The following is a 15,259-nucleotide window of genomic DNA, read 5'->3' as shown; positions in this document are numbered from 1 at the left end:
TGAATGGCTAAGCAGATTTTTACCGGGCGTTACACAACGGAGAATAACGAGGATGTTGTCGTGTTTATTATTGGGATGAGGATTAACAAGCGATTAGCCGTGAATAAGTGGCTTCCGGTATTTAATGCCATGCCTGGAATGATAAAAGAGCTTTATACTGAACTGACCTAGCGATATGAGACACATATAAAACACCTATTTTAGGCTGCCGCAATGCCAAATTCTTTTGGTGTTAGGTAGCCTAATTTTTCTTGGATACGTTCTTCATTGTAATGATGAAGATATTCGTCAATTCGTTGTATAACGCAAATATTGCTCAATGAATTAAACTTAGTTAAATAAAATTCTTCTGTTTTTAAACTAGAATGATAGGATTCGATAACAGCGTTATCCCAACAGTTGCCGCGTCTGGACATGCTACTCACTAGATGATTCTCCTTCAAGCAATCCTGATACGCATATGATGTGTAAACACTCCCTTGATCAGAATGTACAATGACTTCCTGCGGATTTCCACGAGCTATCAATGCCTCTTTAAGCGTATCTATTACCAACGGTGTCTGTTGATGATTGTAGAGCTTATAAGCGACAATTTCATTATTATATAAATCCATGATCGTCGAAAGATATAAAGTGACGCTACCATATTGAATATACGTAATATCTGTTACCCATTTTTCATTCGGTTTACTAGCTGTAAAGTTACGATTCAATAAATTTGGGGCAATTACTACTGACTCTCCTTGTGATTTCCATTTTCGTTTTTGCTTCACTTTGCATTGAAGATTATACTTCTGCATGGTTTTCTGGACCGTATTGCGGTCTAATTCAATTCCATATTCTCTTTTCAATAACGCCTTAATTTTACGATGACCATTGCGGTATTTCGTTTTCTTGCATAGTTCGATGATTGCTTCTTCTGCTTTGGTTCGAACGTATTCTACACCTTCTGCTAACCAACGATAAAAGGTGGATCGAGGCACCTGAAGGGCTGACAGAATTGCCGTTACTGTATATTTTTTTCGATACTTTTCCACGATTTGAAGAACTAGCTGTTTTTCAACTCCTTTACCATTTCCATATACTTTTTTAGAATCTCATTCTCCATTTTCAAATGGTTCATTTGTGTATCTTTCTTCTCTTCTTCACTCTTAAATTCAGGTCCATGCCCAAATGAATATTGCTTCCCGATCGGTTGATCGAAACGATGAATTTCATTCGCTCTATACCATCTCATCCATGTCTCAATTTGAGATTTATTCTTAATTCCGTATTTCTCCATAATTTCTTTCGTCGTAAGATGACCGCTCATTTTATCTTTCACGACTGCCCATTTAATTTCACTTGAATACACGTTTTTGCCCATGCAAAAACACCTCCGATTTAAGTACTTGTTTTAAGTGTACCACTATCGAAGGTGTTTTATATTGTCTCATTATTTTAGGTTAGTCCATACGAACAAAGAAGCGTTAGGTTTTTTATCCATGGAAAGCTTTTTTGGCCTTAGAACTACGGTAATGATTCAATATTGGCGGTCCACTGAAGATCTGCTTGCTTATGCGAATGGTGAAAAACATTTGACAGCATGGAAGAATTTCAATAAAAAAATAGGTAACAATGATGCGGTTGGAATTTATCACGAAACCTATGAGCTTAAAAAGGGACATTACGAAACGGTGTATGGAAATATGCCTCTATATGGTTTGGGAAAGGCCATGAAACATATTCCAATTACCGCTGAACGCAACTCTGCTCGAAAGCGGCTTAATAACATCACAAAAACATGATAACGAAAAGCACATCAATTGCTTAACTTGATGTGCTTTTGTACTGTTCACGTAAAATATTCAAGTTTAGCCTTCGGGAAAAATTTTTTCATATACCCATAAAGATGTTCTTTTATATCTTCTTCTTCCTCTTTTTGGTAAATATATTTACCTATTCCATACTTTCCCCATTTATATCTTCTTGCGGTTTCATCTAGTTCTAATTTGGTCATAGGATAGTTCTTTTCAATCACTTTTTTAGCGGGCTTTGTAAAACGGTGTTGAATGAATTCAAATGTAATATCATCTCTTGCATCCATAGGAAGTTCCGCATCAAGCCGCTCAAACAGATGATAATAACCTTCCTCCCATCCTTCATGAAGGTAAATTGGAGCTACGATGAAACCAAGCGGATAACCAGCTCTCGCTACTTTTCCTGCCGCTTCTATTCGATTAGCTAAAGAAGATGTCCCAGGTTCAAAGTTTTTAATGACATAATCAGCATTTACACTGAAACGAAATCTGGTCTTTCCGTTATGTTTGGCATCTAGTAAATGGTCAACATAATGAAATTTCGTTACAAATCTCAACCTACCAAGTTCAGTTTGACCAAAATGCTCGATTGCTCTTTTTAATGTATGGGTTAAGTGATCAATCCCAACAATATCAGAAGTACAAGATGCTTCAAATCGAGTAATGTCAGGGGCACGTTCTTCCATATAACGATCAGCGGCTTCCAAGATTTCTTCCACATTCACATATGTACGAATGTATGGCTTGCTTCCCATGGTTGTTTGTAAATAACAATAATGACAATGGCCCATACAACCTGTAGCAAATGGTATCGCATATTCAGCTGAAGGTTTGGACGTATCAAACTTAAGGGTTTTCCGAATTCCCACGACGAGAGTGGATTTGGCAATACGATACTTTTGAAAATCATTTTCACCAGGTAGATCTCGAACTTGATTATGAGAAGTCGTATAACGAATTTCTGTTCCCATCTTTTCAAATTTTTCTTTTAGTTCTTTCCCAAGTGGATATTCCAATGCATTTGGTTCAAAATATACAAGCTGTGGTGTAAATGGTTTTTTCATGTCTTACCTCCCTTTTAATGAAAATACTGGCGATACGCGTGTTCAGCATCTGCTTCATTTGCATAGATGGCCATTTCAGTTGATAAAGGGTAATAAGTTTCATAAAGAAAAAGAGCTAATTCATTCGGATTATCCGGGCTATTTACAACGGCCGCTTCTTGTATATTAGCTACATTTTGGATATGTGGATTTCGATAAAAAATATAAACTACGTCTCCCGCATTGTAATTACTAAGCAAGACATCACCCTCCTCATTTCTTGAAGTTAGTTTGGCTGTATATGAGAAAATTATGTCACTGTTTATTGATTTATTAGTAAAGGAAATTGCCAGGAACAGAATTCCCATAAAAAAATGAAAAAGCGACCGAAATTCTCTCTTCGGCCACCTTATATACGGAGTGTCATTAGGGAGCTATATCATTCCATAAGGATTCGGCTCGTACCAATAATACCCTACATCAGCATATGGATAAGAATAACTTTTTTGTTGTGTTAATTCGATATTCGATGCAATGGCTAAAGCAATAAGTTCTGTACATGCGCCAATTACTTGTGTCCAACTTCCAATTAATTCTAGCGTTTCTCCTGAAATATCCAATTTATTTAGAATCGATATATTACCAGCTGCATCAAGAAATGCTCCCAATGCTACTAAGCTATTTCCCGTTGCCTCAAGATTTTTTGTTGGTGATTTTCCTGCTACAGCCCCTACAGCTTCATAAACTGCACCAAGACCTTGTACTCCGCTTCCAACTGCATTTAACCTAAGTCCCTCTTCCTCAGAAGAATGAATTTCAATCTCCGTTGCAACTGTGTTTGTAGAGTTTCCTCCAGCTTGAAGCCAGCATCCTATGATGTTGTCCATTCGGAATGGCTCTTTTTCTTCCAAAAATAATTCTGTATTTCCCAGCACTTGAAGGCTATTGCCAAAAGCTTCGATGGCATTTCCTTGCGCAACTAACTTTGCACCCTTTGGAGTACCAGTCGTAGTTTCTTTCGTTTGTCCTATAGCAGAGATAATTGTCCCAATTACAATTACCCATGCTCCCGAAAAAATGAGCTCCTCTCCATGTTTCTTCACAACATCCCACCGTTCCAGAAAAGAAGTTACTATATCTTATTCATTAATACATATGTGGTGTTTTCAATATTGACACTTTGCTGTTTCACCTGAAACTCGGTTATTGAATTTAGTCAAAAAAAAGTGGTTATTTATTAGAAAAAAGAAGGACATTCTAAAATTTATATTTCCCGGAAAATAGTTTAGTCTGATTTTCTCAGAGTACTTTGCTCTAACACGAGTAAAGCTTCATTTTCAGGTAAGAATAATAAGCAAAGGAGTGAAGGAAAATGACAAAAAAAAAAAATATTAGTACCTTCCGCTCGAAAAGAATTAGACAAACTTAAGGCACGAGTTATGAAAGATATCGGTTACGATGTAGATTTAAACAATCCCGATCATGTAAAGTACGAAGTTGCTGAAGAGTTAAATATTCCATTGAGTAAGGGATACAATGGCAAACTTACATCTGAACAGGCTGGAAAAATTGGTGGACCGATTGGCGGTAATATGGTGAAAGAAATGATAAGAATGGCTCAAGAACAAATGACACGAAAATGAACTAACTACTCCGCAGTTGCTCTCCCCTAGACGCATAATCAGCGAAGGTTGGGGGATTATAAAGCTGAGTCCCATGCTACTTTGCAATAAAAATAGTAGCAGTAAGGCGCTTTTTCGAAAATACAACTGGAGGTACTACACAGATGACACAAACACAACAAAACATCAGTTCAAGAAGTGCATATACCCGTTTCATGTTGGGCTCAATGATGACTGCTTATGGCACGGTAAGGCTTATACATGATTCGAAAAGCAGAAGTGGAAAATTGCTTATCTTGTTAGGTTCAATGAAAGCAGCGGAAGGCGCTACAAAATTTTGCCCGAGAAAGGCAATGGGTTCATCCATAACGAATAGTAATATGATGCAAAAAATGAAGAGCGGCAACTCTTCTCAAGGTGCATTATCTGGTGCTGCAATGAATAGCTCAACTCCATCTGGAGAAATTTCTTCGGATAATAGCAATAGACAAATGGGCAACATAATGCAGATAGTCGGAAAAGTCGTACAAATGTTCACTAGTGGAAATGCTTCTCAAAGTGCGACGGTTAGTGCTCAAAATAAGGGTGGGACTCAAAGTACGAACGGTGCTACAGGACAAAATGCTGCGAGTGGTAACATCGCTCAGACTCTAGGAAATGCGGCCCAACAAATGACAAGTGGAACTGCATCCCAAACCATTGCACCACAGGTTGGACAAATAATCAATGACGTTGCTAGCATGATCGGATCACAAAATAATCCTGGAAAGCAAGCTTCTGCGGCTAGTGAAACATCTAATAAGAATGCAACAGCTAACGGAAAGAATAACACGAGGAATGCTACAAATGGAAATTCAAGTGGTCTGAAAAACACTACTTCAAATAATACGACCATGAAATCTGCGTCAGTTTCTAATAATAGCAGTAACAACAAGCCAAAAGCAGATGAAACAAAATCACAAATAAATGGTGCAGATAATAAGGATAAATTACCTCATTTAGATTCTTCCGTAATAAACGCGTCTTCAAAAACATCAAACAACAACAACAACAACAACAACGCACCTACATCAAATATTCTGCAATGATTTTTAGTAACAGTTCTGGCCAATTTAGAATCTAATAAGCAAGTTCGAATCTCGACAAAAATTAAATTTGAGTTGAGATTCGAACTTCATTTTTAAAAGTTTGCAAAGTATTTCTTGCCTTTAACATAAAACTGGCACATCAAATTTATATTGATGTGCCAGCTACTACTCTATTTCTCTAAATATTTTTTACGATACTCTTCAGTCTCCCAGAAATCCGCATGTTTAATTCCAAGCAGTTCTGGACGGAATACTGGATCTATTCCTTCTTTTTTCTGTTTCTCGTAATCTTTTAAAGCAATCATAGAAGGCTTAAAGAGTATTAATATTCCAATTAAATTGAGCCAAACCATAAGACCTAAGCCGATATCTCCCATGTCCCATGCAACGGCAGCTGTGCGAATACTTCCATAGAAAGTAGCTCCTAATAACACAATCTTGACTAATAACATTGGTAATTTCGATTTCGTTTTTCTCGTTAAATAAGCAATATTTGTTTCTGCAATATAATAGTAAGCCATAATAGTCGTAAATGCGAAGAAGAATAATGCAATTGCGACAAAGCCCGCTCCGAAACCAGGTAAAACCGATTCGACAGCTGATTGTGTATATCCCGGACCTGGTTGCATATCTCCTAGTCGTTTTACGATAAAAGTGCTATCTGGTCGAACTGTATTATACATTCCTGTAATTAATATCATAAAAGCAGTCGCTGAACAGACGATCAACGTATCGATATAAACAGAAAATGCTTGAACAATTCCTTGTTTTGCTGGATGCGAAACTTCAGCTGCACCAGCAGCGTGTGCACCAGACCCTTGCCCTGCTTCGTTCGAATAGATTCCGCGTTTAACACCCCACGAAATAGCCATACCTACTATTCCACCAAATGCTGCATCCATTCCAAATGCACTCTTGAAAATTAGCACAAATATATTCGGTAATTCAGTAACATTAAGTGCAATAACAATAAGTGATACAAGGACATATCCAACCGCCATAAATGGCACAACAAATTGAGCAGTATTAGCAATCCTTTTGATTCCTCCAAAAATGATAAAACCAAGAAGTATAACAATAATAATAGCAGTAATCATAGTATTCATACCAAATGCATTCTCAAGCCCCGCTGCAATCGAGTTTGCCTGTACACCTGGCATTAACAACGCCATTGCTAATACAGATGAAACAGCGAAAAGTACCCCATACCACTTTTTCCCGATCCCTTTTTCGAAATAATATGCAGGACCTCCGCGGTATTCCCCATCCTGCTTTACTTTATAGATTTGTGCCAACGTCGATTCCACATATGCCGTACTTGCTCCAAGAAAAGCAATCGCCCACATCCAGAATACTGCTCCGGGACCTCCAAACGCTATTGCTGTTGCCGTTCCTGCAATATTACCAGTTCCTACTCGTCCAGATAAAGCAACTGACATCGCTTGAAAAGAAGTAATACCTGCATCTGACTTCTCCCCTTTAAATAGTAGCTTCACCATGTCCTTCACCAATCTAACTTGCATAAAGCGAGTCATGATTGAAAACAACACTCCAACTCCAAGCGACAAATAAATGATTGGAGAACTCCACAACACATTATTCAACCATCCTACTAATTGCTCCAACTAAATCCCCCTAACTTAGTAAAAAATTTTATTTCATTTTAAGTATATGTATTAAAAACAGAATATTCAACCTGTTTCGAAGAAAATATTTTATACCACTCTGCAAAACTTTAACCAATACTTTTCAGATAAAGCTATCATTCTATGTTTTTGATACAATAATAATGAAGTATATTTTTACATCGCACTTTTAAGGAAATCTCTAATGGAAAAATTACAGTTTTTATATCAACTCAAACTTGTTCCTTCCTTGTTAGATCAAGCGAACTGGACTGAAAAAGAAAATTTAGTTGTCCAACATCATTTTGAAGTATTACAAAATTTGCAAGAAGAAGGAAAGCTTCTTTTAGCAGGTAGAACTTTAACTATGGACCCAATGGGAATAGTCATTTTGGAAGTAGATACGGAGGAAGAAGCAATTGAGCTTATGCATAATGACCCCGCTGTTAAAGATGGGATTATGGAAGCGCAACTATTTCCTTGCCGAGTTGCTTTATATAAAAAGTAAAGTATTACTGAAAATATAATAAGAAATGATAAAAAGTTTATTGAAATGGCTTGATATGCCTCTTCTATAACCTCACTTGATATAACGCTTTTCTTAAAAGTTTTAAATTCTCTAGTTAGGTGAGAAAATTAATCCATTTTTAATAAATTCAATTATAAATCTAACTAAAAAAACTATTTTCCAAAGAATGCAGAAGAATAAAGCGTATCTACATTTGGTCTCATCACCTCCGTAAACTGCGAGGTAGATTAATTCCTTTTGATGATAGAATTTATTGTTCTGCGCTAAACTTAATAAACCTTTCCTTCTCGTTTTATCCATGAGTAAAAGAGGAAAGCCATACGCATACGCATCCTTTGCAAAATGAGCAACTTGTCCTTCCCAGTCTATTAATGGGCACAAGCACATATTGTTAAAATAAGGGGTGTTCATTCGATTCCTCCTATCTCCATAATGCTTAAAGAAGGCAATGTAGTTTATGTAGAATAGGATTATTGTATAACAATTAATCCTATAACCCACAAAGGAGGAAAAATACTGAATCTAATAATACGTATATCCATTGTTAACCTCATCTTTTTTATTGTTATGCTAGTTATCAATTATTCCCTTGGATACAATGTAGGGTATACTGCAAATGAGCAAACGCCGTTAATACAACCAGCAAACTATGCTTTTTCCATATGGATCCTCATTTATTTCCTTTTGTTTTTATGGATTGTAAAAGGATTTTTTGTACGTGGGAAAAAAGGGAGTGTTTATAAGGAACTTCAATTATTAATTCCTGTAAATTTTATATTAAATGGAGCTTGGATTTTAGCATTTACACAACAAAAGATTCGCTTGTCTACGGTTATTATTTTTCTTTTATTGTTCTCACTAATACGGATTTACAGAAAAATTAAACGGAATACTAACCGTGGTCTCTTTGATCTCATCCCATTTTCAATTTATTTAGGATGGGTGTTTATAGCGAGTATTGTGAATGTATTTACATATTTTGTTCGTAACAATAGCTTCCCGTTTTTAGGGATAGAAGAACTCGGTTGGACGGTTATTGCGCTCATATTAGGATGCATATTAGCTGTATTGTTTACACTTATTAACCAAGACATTTTGTACCCACTAGTTATTATTTGGTCTTATGTAGCGATTTACATGAACACACAAGAAAAAGCTATTCATCTGGTCACTCTGATTAGCATCGTTATTATTAGTTCTACTACACTGTATACATTTATTTCAAAAGTTAAAAGTGAGAAATAAGTACTTTCTTTAGATAAATGACCCAACGATTGTAGCCGTTAACACAGATGCCATAGTAGCAACAAATAGCATTTTAAGTCCAAACTTTGCAACCATTGCAGATTGTTTTTCATCGATTGCCTTCACTGTCCCTAAGATGATTCCAATCGTACTAAAGTTGGCAAACGATACTAGGAATGCGGATACGACTCCAACTGTCTTAGCAGACAAGTTGGGTATAATTTCTTTAAAGCCCAACATTGCAACAAATTCATTGGAGATAATCTTTGTTCCCATTATCCCTCCTGCTCGAATCATTTCATGTGCAGGTACACCCATCAACCACGCTACCGGAGACAATAAATAACCCAGAATAGTGGTCAAATCCGTTCCTATAGTCGCTGTAAGGACAAAGTTAATCATAGCAATTAGAGAGATGTAAGCAATAAGCATAGCTCCCACAATTCCAGCAACTTTCATCCCATCAATAGCACCATTGCCAATCGCCTCAAAAAGAGACTCATCATGGATCATATCCTTCACTTTAATCTGTTCTCCTTCAACATATTGAGCAGGAGCTACCATTGATGCCAGTAATAACCCTGACATTACATTTAGAGGTAAAGCTATCAGTACATACTTAGGAGGAATCATTGTCATATAAGCTCCTACAATAGATGCGGACACACTTGTCATGGATGCTGTAGTAGCTATAAATAACCTGTTTCTATTCATTTTAGGAATATGAGTCTTAACGGCGAGTAAAGCTCCCGTATCTCCAAAGATGGATGATGCAACCGTCGAGAAAGATTCAATTACTGGTAAACCTGTTACTTTAGAAATTGCTCCTCCAAGATATTTAATCATTAGAGGTAAAATTCTGATGTAAGTCAGTACACTAAGTAAAGTAGATGTAAATACAATTAGTAGTAATACCGAGATAAAGAATACAGGCGTGTCATTCGTGAACACAAAACCTCCAAAAACAAAAGCTATCCCCTCTCTTCCAAATTCCATCAACTTAGAGAAAAAGTTCGTAACTGCTATTACTATATTTCCACCAATTGTCGTATTAAGCATTGCATATGCAGTAATAAGCTGAGCTATAAATAAGATTACAACTGCTCTATAGTTGATACTTTTCTTGTTATTTGATAATAAAAATGCCGTTCCTATTAATACAATAACTGATAAAATTGCTGTAAAAAGTCCTGTCATGATCATTTCTCTCCAATTCATTAGATTCTAATTTGCATATTTCATTAGCATATCCAATGCATGAAGATGGATACATATTAGTTAATTTTGACATTCCAAGTTAGTGTCTAACGAAAAGACACCTCCAATAATCACTTTTATTTAAAGGAAGTGTCTAAATCTATATGAAGTTATTTAAATCTAAAATTAATATCGCTGCTTTAACCTTTTTTAAATGGACTTATTAAAAGCTATATTCTGTTTAATTCCTTTTTCGGATAATAAAATACACTTAAGGTTTTCTGAGATGCACTCGAGATTATATGACATACTTTAAACTCTTCGACTATTAGATATTATTACTAGCGGTTTAACTCCTTAAAATATCGATAAATTTTTTCTAGTTTTTTTGTTTGTTTTCCATTTGCTTTTTCCATATTACCGAACTCAAAAAATTTCACTTTTTTTATGCCCACAAAATTAAATAGAGCTCTCCTCATTAATACTTGATGAGCATTATTTAACCAAAAACGCAGATAATTTTTCGGCCCCTTCATGGTCGATACACATACAACTGACTTTCCTTTCAAAAGTCCTTCTGGTAGTAACCCCTTCTTATCCCTGTAGGCAAAATTAGCAGCAAATAATTGATCTATGTATCCCATAAGCATTGCAGGTGGCCTTCCCCACCAGATTGGATACACAAATACAATCTGATCTGCCCACGTAATTTGCTTTCTATATTTTTCAATGTAAGGATCACGATGCATATCACGTCTTCGTTTTTGCTCATTAAATACGAGAACGGGATTAAACCCCTCTCCATATAAATCTAATACTTGCAACTCATTAATATTAGGATTCTCCATACTTCCTTCAATTACTTTTTGTAAAAATGCATAATTTAAACTTTTGTGATTAGGATATGTATAAATCACTAGCGTATTCATATTCTCTTCCCCTTTAGTTATCATTTGACAAGTAAATAGTAACATCACTCGTTTTTAATTGTCAAATGATAATTGTTTTTTGATAACATTATTGGTATGTTAATAGTAAGAGGTGAAAGTTATGGACAAAAACGCTCTTTTTAACAAATGTATAGCATTATTAACTTCAGTTCATCGAGTGACACACGAATTGACACAGAATGCTAAATCAGATTCTATCACTCCAGTTCAATATAAAATCCTTGAATATATAACTGTTAGTCAGCCTGTGACCCCAAGTGAAATTAGTGATTGTCAGCATATATCTTTGCCCAATACAAGCCGTGAGTTGAAAAAGTTAAGTGAAAAAAATTTAATTGAAAAATTAAGTGATTCAGAAGATCGCCGAAAACAATATATTTGTCTCTCTAAAGAAGGAGAAACCATGATGAACAAATCTTTTGCAACCGTAGAATTACATTTTCTAAATCGAATAAAAAATGCTTCACAAGAAGATTTGGATGATATTGATCGCGCTCTTGATATACTTCAGACAAAACTTTTTTATTAAAAAATCTTTCCTCTTTTTCTAACCCTAGAGCATTAGTCAAGAATTGGAAGGTAATATTGATATGCTTACTACCAAGTAATTAATGTATTTTTTTAGAGAGGAGAGCCTTTAAACTGTGAAACCTGCTCATATTGCTCCTTACATTGCAATATTTTGAGGGGGATTATTTTCTGTTACATAAAAACAAAAGAGAGGCAAATATACCTCTCCCTTTTGATTTGTTCAATTTTTAATGATATTGAAACCAAGGAAACCATTTATTATATTTATCTTTAACAACATACAGCTCCCTAAGTGATGCACTCTGAGCTGGAAGTAATCTTGGGAACCTTAACCTAACAAACCAAGAATGGCCTGCTACTCTTTTTCCACAGAAGTTAATAGCCATTTTATAGTAATTCTCCTCAAACCCAGTTAGAAGAGGCATGGGTTTTATAACCTCAATTCTCCACTCCTTATAAACAAGACTTGAGCCATATACTTTCGGAATGATTCCATTCAAAGCTTTAACAAGCTCATCTTTGTCTTTCTCAGTAGTTTTCAGCAATATTTCTGTATTTGGACATTTTCTCATGTTCTCACCTCAGGATAGTTTTACCCCAATTTTTAAAAAAACTTTAGATAATTTGCTCTTATTGGCACAAGTTATATATGAAAAATATTTTAGAGAGGCTTAATACCCCATGAAAAAAATAACTTATATTTTAATTGCTACAATAACTTTTTGGATTAGTTCCAGTAATATTTATGCCCAAAGTGAACAGCCTGATTATAAGCTTATTTATGATACTTTGATTACAACACTATTCCCCTCTATGGATAAAGAAATTATTAATTATTATGGCTATCCCAAACAATTTGAAGATGCTAAAATTCTGAGTATTACAAGAGAGCATGAGGGCAGTTTTGATTTTAATGCAGAAGTCCAAGTCACAACATTTGAACATGCACATGACCCTCCTTATGGTAAGGAAACAATGACTTTTAATATAAGTCCATTTGGGGTTAAAACCATTAGCTTTAAACATGAGGGAAGTAAAGAAGAAAAAGAAATAAATGAATTCTATAGTGCAACACTTTCAGATATAAAACAGTCTTTTAATTTGAATTTAGAGTCTTACTCTTCTTACACATACAATCAATTGCAATACCAAACAGAAATAAATAATGAATTTAAATCTCTTATTAATATTGCAGAAGAAATAGTAACCAACATTTTATTACCTGAGAGAAAGATACCCTACAAAAATGTTATTGACCCTGTAACCTTTATAAAAGGCAACACAGGTTATATACTCTTTAAAAAGTCTGATGGTACAAATGTAATTTATCATGTACAAAAGAAAGATGGTAATTGGATAGTAACAGACAAAAATAATAAACAAGGTAAGAAAATGGATTATAAATTACCATGGTATGTATGGAAAAACAATTAAGCCTACTGATTAAATCAGTTAGGCTTTTTTTAATACTTTTCTAAGCATTCACTTTCCCCTGATGCATTAACATTCCTGCTGTTGTTCTTTGAGTTAGCAATTTCTTTTCAAGTGAGTCAATAGCTGTCATTCATTGCCCAGAAAACTCAATAGCTTTTTCTACCTCAATTTTTTTCATTAAGCCCCCCACTTAACAAGCCATTTGCAGTATTAGTCAAGTCCTTAACATAAGATCCTACTGAGCCATTGATTTTGCAAACCCATTGCTTAGTTTCTCATATCTATCCATAATTGCCTTCAGTCTCTCTGCTGACCTTTCTGCCATCTCCTTAAAATGTTGTTTGTTCTTTTGCTCAGTTGTCATTCCAAATTGGTCTGTCATCTGTAATTTCTCCATTTTGAATAATTTTTTTATTAGTCGAGTTAATTTCATAAATAGCATTTAATTATTAAAACACGAACAATGATTATTTTATTGATTGGAGCGACATGCGGCGGTGATGGCTCATCGCACACCCCGTGGAAAGTGTCCGCCAAAAGCGGAAATCATGCTGATTTATGAAGAGTATATTAAACATATTCTCACATTTCACTTTAATATTGTTCGTGTTTTATGCTCTAAATTTGAATGATGAAATTGCTTCTTTCATTATCATAATAAAAATAAATTCTCTTATTAATAATTTCTCACTAGTGTTTCATATAAATATATAGTGATTATTTCACGCAAAACCCTAAATTATCAGTTTATTTTGTGAATTCACGCAAATATTAAGCTATAATATTAGGATAAGGGGGAATAAAATATGATCAAACAATCTATTATTGAAAACGTGCTAGAAGCCGCTCTCTCGACAGGTGGTGATTTTTCGGAAGTGTTCATTGAAGATAAATATGTGAACACAATGGAATTACAAAGCGGGAAATTAGAAAAAAGTATTTCTGGCCGTGATTTTGGTATAGGTATACGTATTTTTTCTGGCCTTCAAAGCATTTACACATATACAACAGATTTCACAGAAGAAGGCTTATTGTTAGCGGCAAAACGCGCAGCACATGCTATTAAAGGTAATTCGCAAGGCATCATTCATCCACTCCGTAAAGAGAGGTTCATCCCTATTCACGATATTGCTCAAATGCCACAATCTGTGGAACATGCAAGAAAGGTGGCCATTATGAGAAAGGCAAATGAAATTGCTAGGAGTTATGATGAACGTATCCGGCAAGTTGGCTTACGATATATCGACGAAGAACAGAATATCCTTATCGCAAATTCTGAAGGTAAATTTGTTGAAGACACACGTGTCCATAGCAGACTATCCATTCAAGCAACCGCTTCCGATGGTGTTGAAATGCAGACTGGCTTCTATGGTCCTGGTGCACATGCAGGATTTGAATTTATTGAGAACTTGGATCTTCACCATTACGCAGGAGAAGCATCACGTATTGCAGTGACGATGCTCGAAGCTGATGAATGTCCAAGTGGTAAGTTTCCTGTAATTATCGACAACGAATTTGGTGGAGTGATTTTCCATGAAGCTTGCGGTCACGGACTTGAAGCAACATCTGTCGCAAAAAATAATTCTGTTTTCGCGAATAGAATTGGTGAGAAAGTTGCACCTGATATCGTAACTTACATCGATGATGGTACAATCCCGAACGAATGGGGTTCCCTGTCTATTGACGATGAAGGAGAAAAGTCACGGAAAAATGTATTAATTGAGAATGGGATTTTAAAAGGATATCTTATAGATAAATTTAATGCTCGTCGAATGAATGCAGAAGCAACTGGATCTTCGCGTCGACAATCGTATCGTTTCAATCCTACTTCTCGTATGACAAATACGTATATCGCTCCTGGTACATCGACACCGGAAGAAATTATTGCAGACACGGAAAACGGTATTTATGCAAAATATATGGGTGGAGGTCAAGTAAATCCGGCAACAGGCGATTACAACTTTTCTGTAATGGAAGCATATGTCGTGAAAAACGGAAAAATTGAGCGTCCAGTTCGAGGAGCAACACTTATTGGTAATGGCGCGAAAACGCTCCAACTTGTTGACCGCGTCGGTAATAATCTTGCACATGGTGCAGGGATGTGTGGATCGATAAGTGGCAGTCTTCCGGTCAATGTCGGTCAGCCAATGATTCGCATCAGTGAAATTACAGTTGGTGGAACAAAGGGGGAATAAA

At 35.6% G+C, this 15,259-nt stretch carries 16 protein-coding genes and 2 pseudogenes; 9 read left to right on the top strand and 9 right to left on the bottom strand.

Annotation, left to right across the window (positions count from 1 at the left end; genetic code table 11):
* Positions 1 to 3: 3 nt before the first annotated feature.
* Positions 4 to 159, top strand: a pseudogene (locus ACEPXG_RS06180) (monooxygenase family protein); the annotation flags it as partial.
* Between the two features lie 41 nt (positions 160 to 200).
* On the opposite strand, the gene ACEPXG_RS06175 reads toward ACEPXG_RS06180, so the two are convergent.
* Positions 201 to 1,366 (bottom strand): IS3 family transposase gene (locus ACEPXG_RS06175; RefSeq protein ID WP_391202224.1). Its coding sequence is split into 2 segments (ribosomal slippage): positions 201 to 1,090 and positions 1,090 to 1,366, totalling 1,167 coding nucleotides; the frame shifts between segments, so codons are not numbered across the junction.
* Between the two features lie 82 nt (positions 1,367 to 1,448).
* Between ACEPXG_RS06175 and ACEPXG_RS06170 the strand changes: the two are divergent.
* Positions 1,449 to 1,787, top strand: a pseudogene (locus ACEPXG_RS06170) (monooxygenase family protein); the annotation flags it as partial.
* Between the two features lie 47 nt (positions 1,788 to 1,834).
* On the opposite strand, the gene splB reads toward ACEPXG_RS06170, so the two are convergent.
* The 3 genes from splB to ACEPXG_RS06155 all read right to left on the bottom strand — a co-directional run bounded on the left by splB (position 1,835) and on the right by ACEPXG_RS06155 (position 3,945).
* Entirely contained in the window at positions 1,835 to 2,863 is a 1,029-nt protein-coding gene (gene splB, locus ACEPXG_RS06165; protein ID WP_151699387.1) for a spore photoproduct lyase, read from the bottom strand.
* A gap of 14 nt (positions 2,864 to 2,877) precedes the next feature.
* The gene (locus tag ACEPXG_RS06160; RefSeq protein WP_391208502.1) at positions 2,878 to 3,102 is read right to left on the bottom strand and encodes a transcriptional regulator SplA domain-containing protein; all 225 of its coding nucleotides are present in this window, start codon (positions 3,100 to 3,102) and stop codon (positions 2,878 to 2,880) included.
* A gap of 174 nt (positions 3,103 to 3,276) precedes the next feature.
* Positions 3,277 to 3,945: a DUF6944 family repetitive protein gene (locus ACEPXG_RS06155; protein ID WP_391208500.1), complete on the bottom strand. Its 669-nt coding sequence runs from the start codon at positions 3,943 to 3,945 to the stop codon at positions 3,277 to 3,279.
* 285 nt (positions 3,946 to 4,230) lie between these two features.
* Here ACEPXG_RS06155 and ACEPXG_RS06150 point away from each other — a divergent pair, with 285 nt between their 5' ends.
* Together ACEPXG_RS06150 and ACEPXG_RS06145 are read left to right on the top strand one after the other, a co-directional pair.
* Positions 4,231 to 4,485 (top strand): alpha/beta-type small acid-soluble spore protein, encoded by a 255-nt coding sequence (locus tag ACEPXG_RS06150; protein WP_391209801.1) that lies wholly within the window; start codon positions 4,231 to 4,233, stop codon positions 4,483 to 4,485.
* Positions 4,486 to 4,628: 143 nt separating this feature from the next.
* Positions 4,629 to 5,552 carry a DUF2892 domain-containing protein gene (locus tag ACEPXG_RS06145; protein ID WP_391208498.1) on the top strand — a complete coding sequence of 308 codons (924 nt, stop codon included), beginning with the start codon at positions 4,629 to 4,631 and terminating at the stop codon, positions 5,550 to 5,552.
* Positions 5,553 to 5,722: 170 nt separating this feature from the next.
* Here ACEPXG_RS06145 and ACEPXG_RS06140 read toward each other — a convergent pair whose 3' ends face one another.
* On the bottom strand, positions 5,723 to 7,177 hold the full coding sequence (locus ACEPXG_RS06140; RefSeq protein ID WP_391208496.1) for an alanine/glycine:cation symporter family protein: 1,455 nt from the start codon (positions 7,175 to 7,177) through the stop codon (positions 5,723 to 5,725).
* A gap of 205 nt (positions 7,178 to 7,382) precedes the next feature.
* On the opposite strand from ACEPXG_RS06140, the gene ACEPXG_RS06135 reads away from it, so the two are divergent.
* A complete protein-coding gene (locus ACEPXG_RS06135; RefSeq protein WP_391208495.1) occupies positions 7,383 to 7,685 on the top strand; it encodes a YciI family protein in 303 nt (100 codons plus the stop codon).
* Positions 7,686 to 8,273: 588 nt separating this feature from the next.
* Entirely contained in the window at positions 8,274 to 8,951 is a 678-nt protein-coding gene (locus ACEPXG_RS06130; RefSeq protein WP_391208493.1) for a TspO/MBR family protein, read from the top strand.
* Positions 8,952 to 8,960: 9 nt separating this feature from the next.
* Here the strand turns inward: ACEPXG_RS06130 and ACEPXG_RS06125 are convergent, their stop codons facing one another.
* Positions 8,961 to 10,148 carry a NupC/NupG family nucleoside CNT transporter gene (locus ACEPXG_RS06125; protein ID WP_391208491.1) on the bottom strand — a complete coding sequence of 396 codons (1,188 nt, stop codon included), beginning with the start codon at positions 10,146 to 10,148 and terminating at the stop codon, positions 8,961 to 8,963.
* A 341-nt stretch (positions 10,149 to 10,489) separates the two neighbouring features.
* Positions 10,490 to 11,077 (bottom strand): NAD(P)H-dependent oxidoreductase, encoded by a 588-nt coding sequence (locus ACEPXG_RS06120; protein WP_391208489.1) that lies wholly within the window; start codon positions 11,075 to 11,077, stop codon positions 10,490 to 10,492.
* Between the two features lie 121 nt (positions 11,078 to 11,198).
* On the opposite strand from ACEPXG_RS06120, the gene ACEPXG_RS06115 reads away from it, so the two are divergent.
* Positions 11,199 to 11,627 (top strand): MarR family winged helix-turn-helix transcriptional regulator, encoded by a 429-nt coding sequence (locus ACEPXG_RS06115; protein ID WP_391208487.1) that lies wholly within the window; start codon positions 11,199 to 11,201, stop codon positions 11,625 to 11,627.
* Positions 11,628 to 11,856: 229 nt separating this feature from the next.
* On the opposite strand, the gene ACEPXG_RS06110 is transcribed toward ACEPXG_RS06115, so the two are convergent.
* Positions 11,857 to 12,201: a hypothetical protein gene (locus ACEPXG_RS06110; protein WP_391208485.1), complete on the bottom strand. Its 345-nt coding sequence runs from the start codon at positions 12,199 to 12,201 to the stop codon at positions 11,857 to 11,859.
* Between the two features lie 109 nt (positions 12,202 to 12,310).
* On the opposite strand from ACEPXG_RS06110, the gene ACEPXG_RS06105 reads away from it, so the two are divergent.
* Entirely contained in the window at positions 12,311 to 13,063 is a 753-nt protein-coding gene (locus tag ACEPXG_RS06105; protein ID WP_391208483.1) for a DUF3888 domain-containing protein, read from the top strand.
* 235 nt (positions 13,064 to 13,298) lie between these two features.
* Here ACEPXG_RS06105 and ACEPXG_RS06100 read toward each other — a convergent pair whose 3' ends face one another.
* Positions 13,299 to 13,445 (bottom strand): hypothetical protein, encoded by a 147-nt coding sequence (locus ACEPXG_RS06100; protein ID WP_391208481.1) that lies wholly within the window; start codon positions 13,443 to 13,445, stop codon positions 13,299 to 13,301.
* A gap of 424 nt (positions 13,446 to 13,869) precedes the next feature.
* Between ACEPXG_RS06100 and ACEPXG_RS06095 the strand changes: the two genes are divergently transcribed.
* Positions 13,870 to 15,258 (top strand): TldD/PmbA family protein, encoded by a 1,389-nt coding sequence (locus tag ACEPXG_RS06095; protein WP_391208479.1) that lies wholly within the window; start codon positions 13,870 to 13,872, stop codon positions 15,256 to 15,258.
* Position 15,259: the final 1 nt, after the last annotated feature.

Source organism: Psychrobacillus sp. L4 (genome assembly GCF_042944905.1).
GTDB lineage: Bacteria > Bacillota > Bacilli > Bacillales_A > Planococcaceae > Psychrobacillus.
Note: the sequence above shows the minus strand (reverse complement) of the source record. Positions and strands in the feature narration are given on the sequence as shown.

What these genes read in the sequence shown, in the direction of transcription:
- splB (WP_151699387.1), bottom strand. Translation starts at nt 2,863, where the DNA reads ATGAAAAAACCATTTACACCACAGCTTGTATATTTTGAACCAAATGCA.
- ACEPXG_RS06145 (WP_391208498.1), top strand. Translation starts at nt 4,629, where the DNA reads ATGACACAAACACAACAAAACATCAGTTCAAGAAGTGCATATACCCGT.
- ACEPXG_RS06135 (WP_391208495.1), top strand. Translation starts at nt 7,383, where the DNA reads ATGGAAAAATTACAGTTTTTATATCAACTCAAACTTGTTCCTTCCTTG.
- ACEPXG_RS06130 (WP_391208493.1), top strand. Translation starts at nt 8,274, where the DNA reads ATGCTAGTTATCAATTATTCCCTTGGATACAATGTAGGGTATACTGCA.
- ACEPXG_RS06125 (WP_391208491.1), bottom strand. Translation starts at nt 10,148, where the DNA reads ATGACAGGACTTTTTACAGCAATTTTATCAGTTATTGTATTAATAGGA.
- ACEPXG_RS06120 (WP_391208489.1), bottom strand. Translation starts at nt 11,077, where the DNA reads ATGAATACGCTAGTGATTTATACATATCCTAATCACAAAAGTTTAAAT.
- ACEPXG_RS06115 (WP_391208487.1), top strand. Translation starts at nt 11,199, where the DNA reads ATGGACAAAAACGCTCTTTTTAACAAATGTATAGCATTATTAACTTCA.
- ACEPXG_RS06110 (WP_391208485.1), bottom strand. Translation starts at nt 12,201, where the DNA reads ATGAGAAAATGTCCAAATACAGAAATATTGCTGAAAACTACTGAGAAA.
- ACEPXG_RS06105 (WP_391208483.1), top strand. Translation starts at nt 12,311, where the DNA reads ATGAAAAAAATAACTTATATTTTAATTGCTACAATAACTTTTTGGATT.
- ACEPXG_RS06100 (WP_391208481.1), bottom strand. Translation starts at nt 13,445, where the DNA reads ATGACAGACCAATTTGGAATGACAACTGAGCAAAAGAACAAACAACAT.
- ACEPXG_RS06095 (WP_391208479.1), top strand. Translation starts at nt 13,870, where the DNA reads ATGATCAAACAATCTATTATTGAAAACGTGCTAGAAGCCGCTCTCTCG.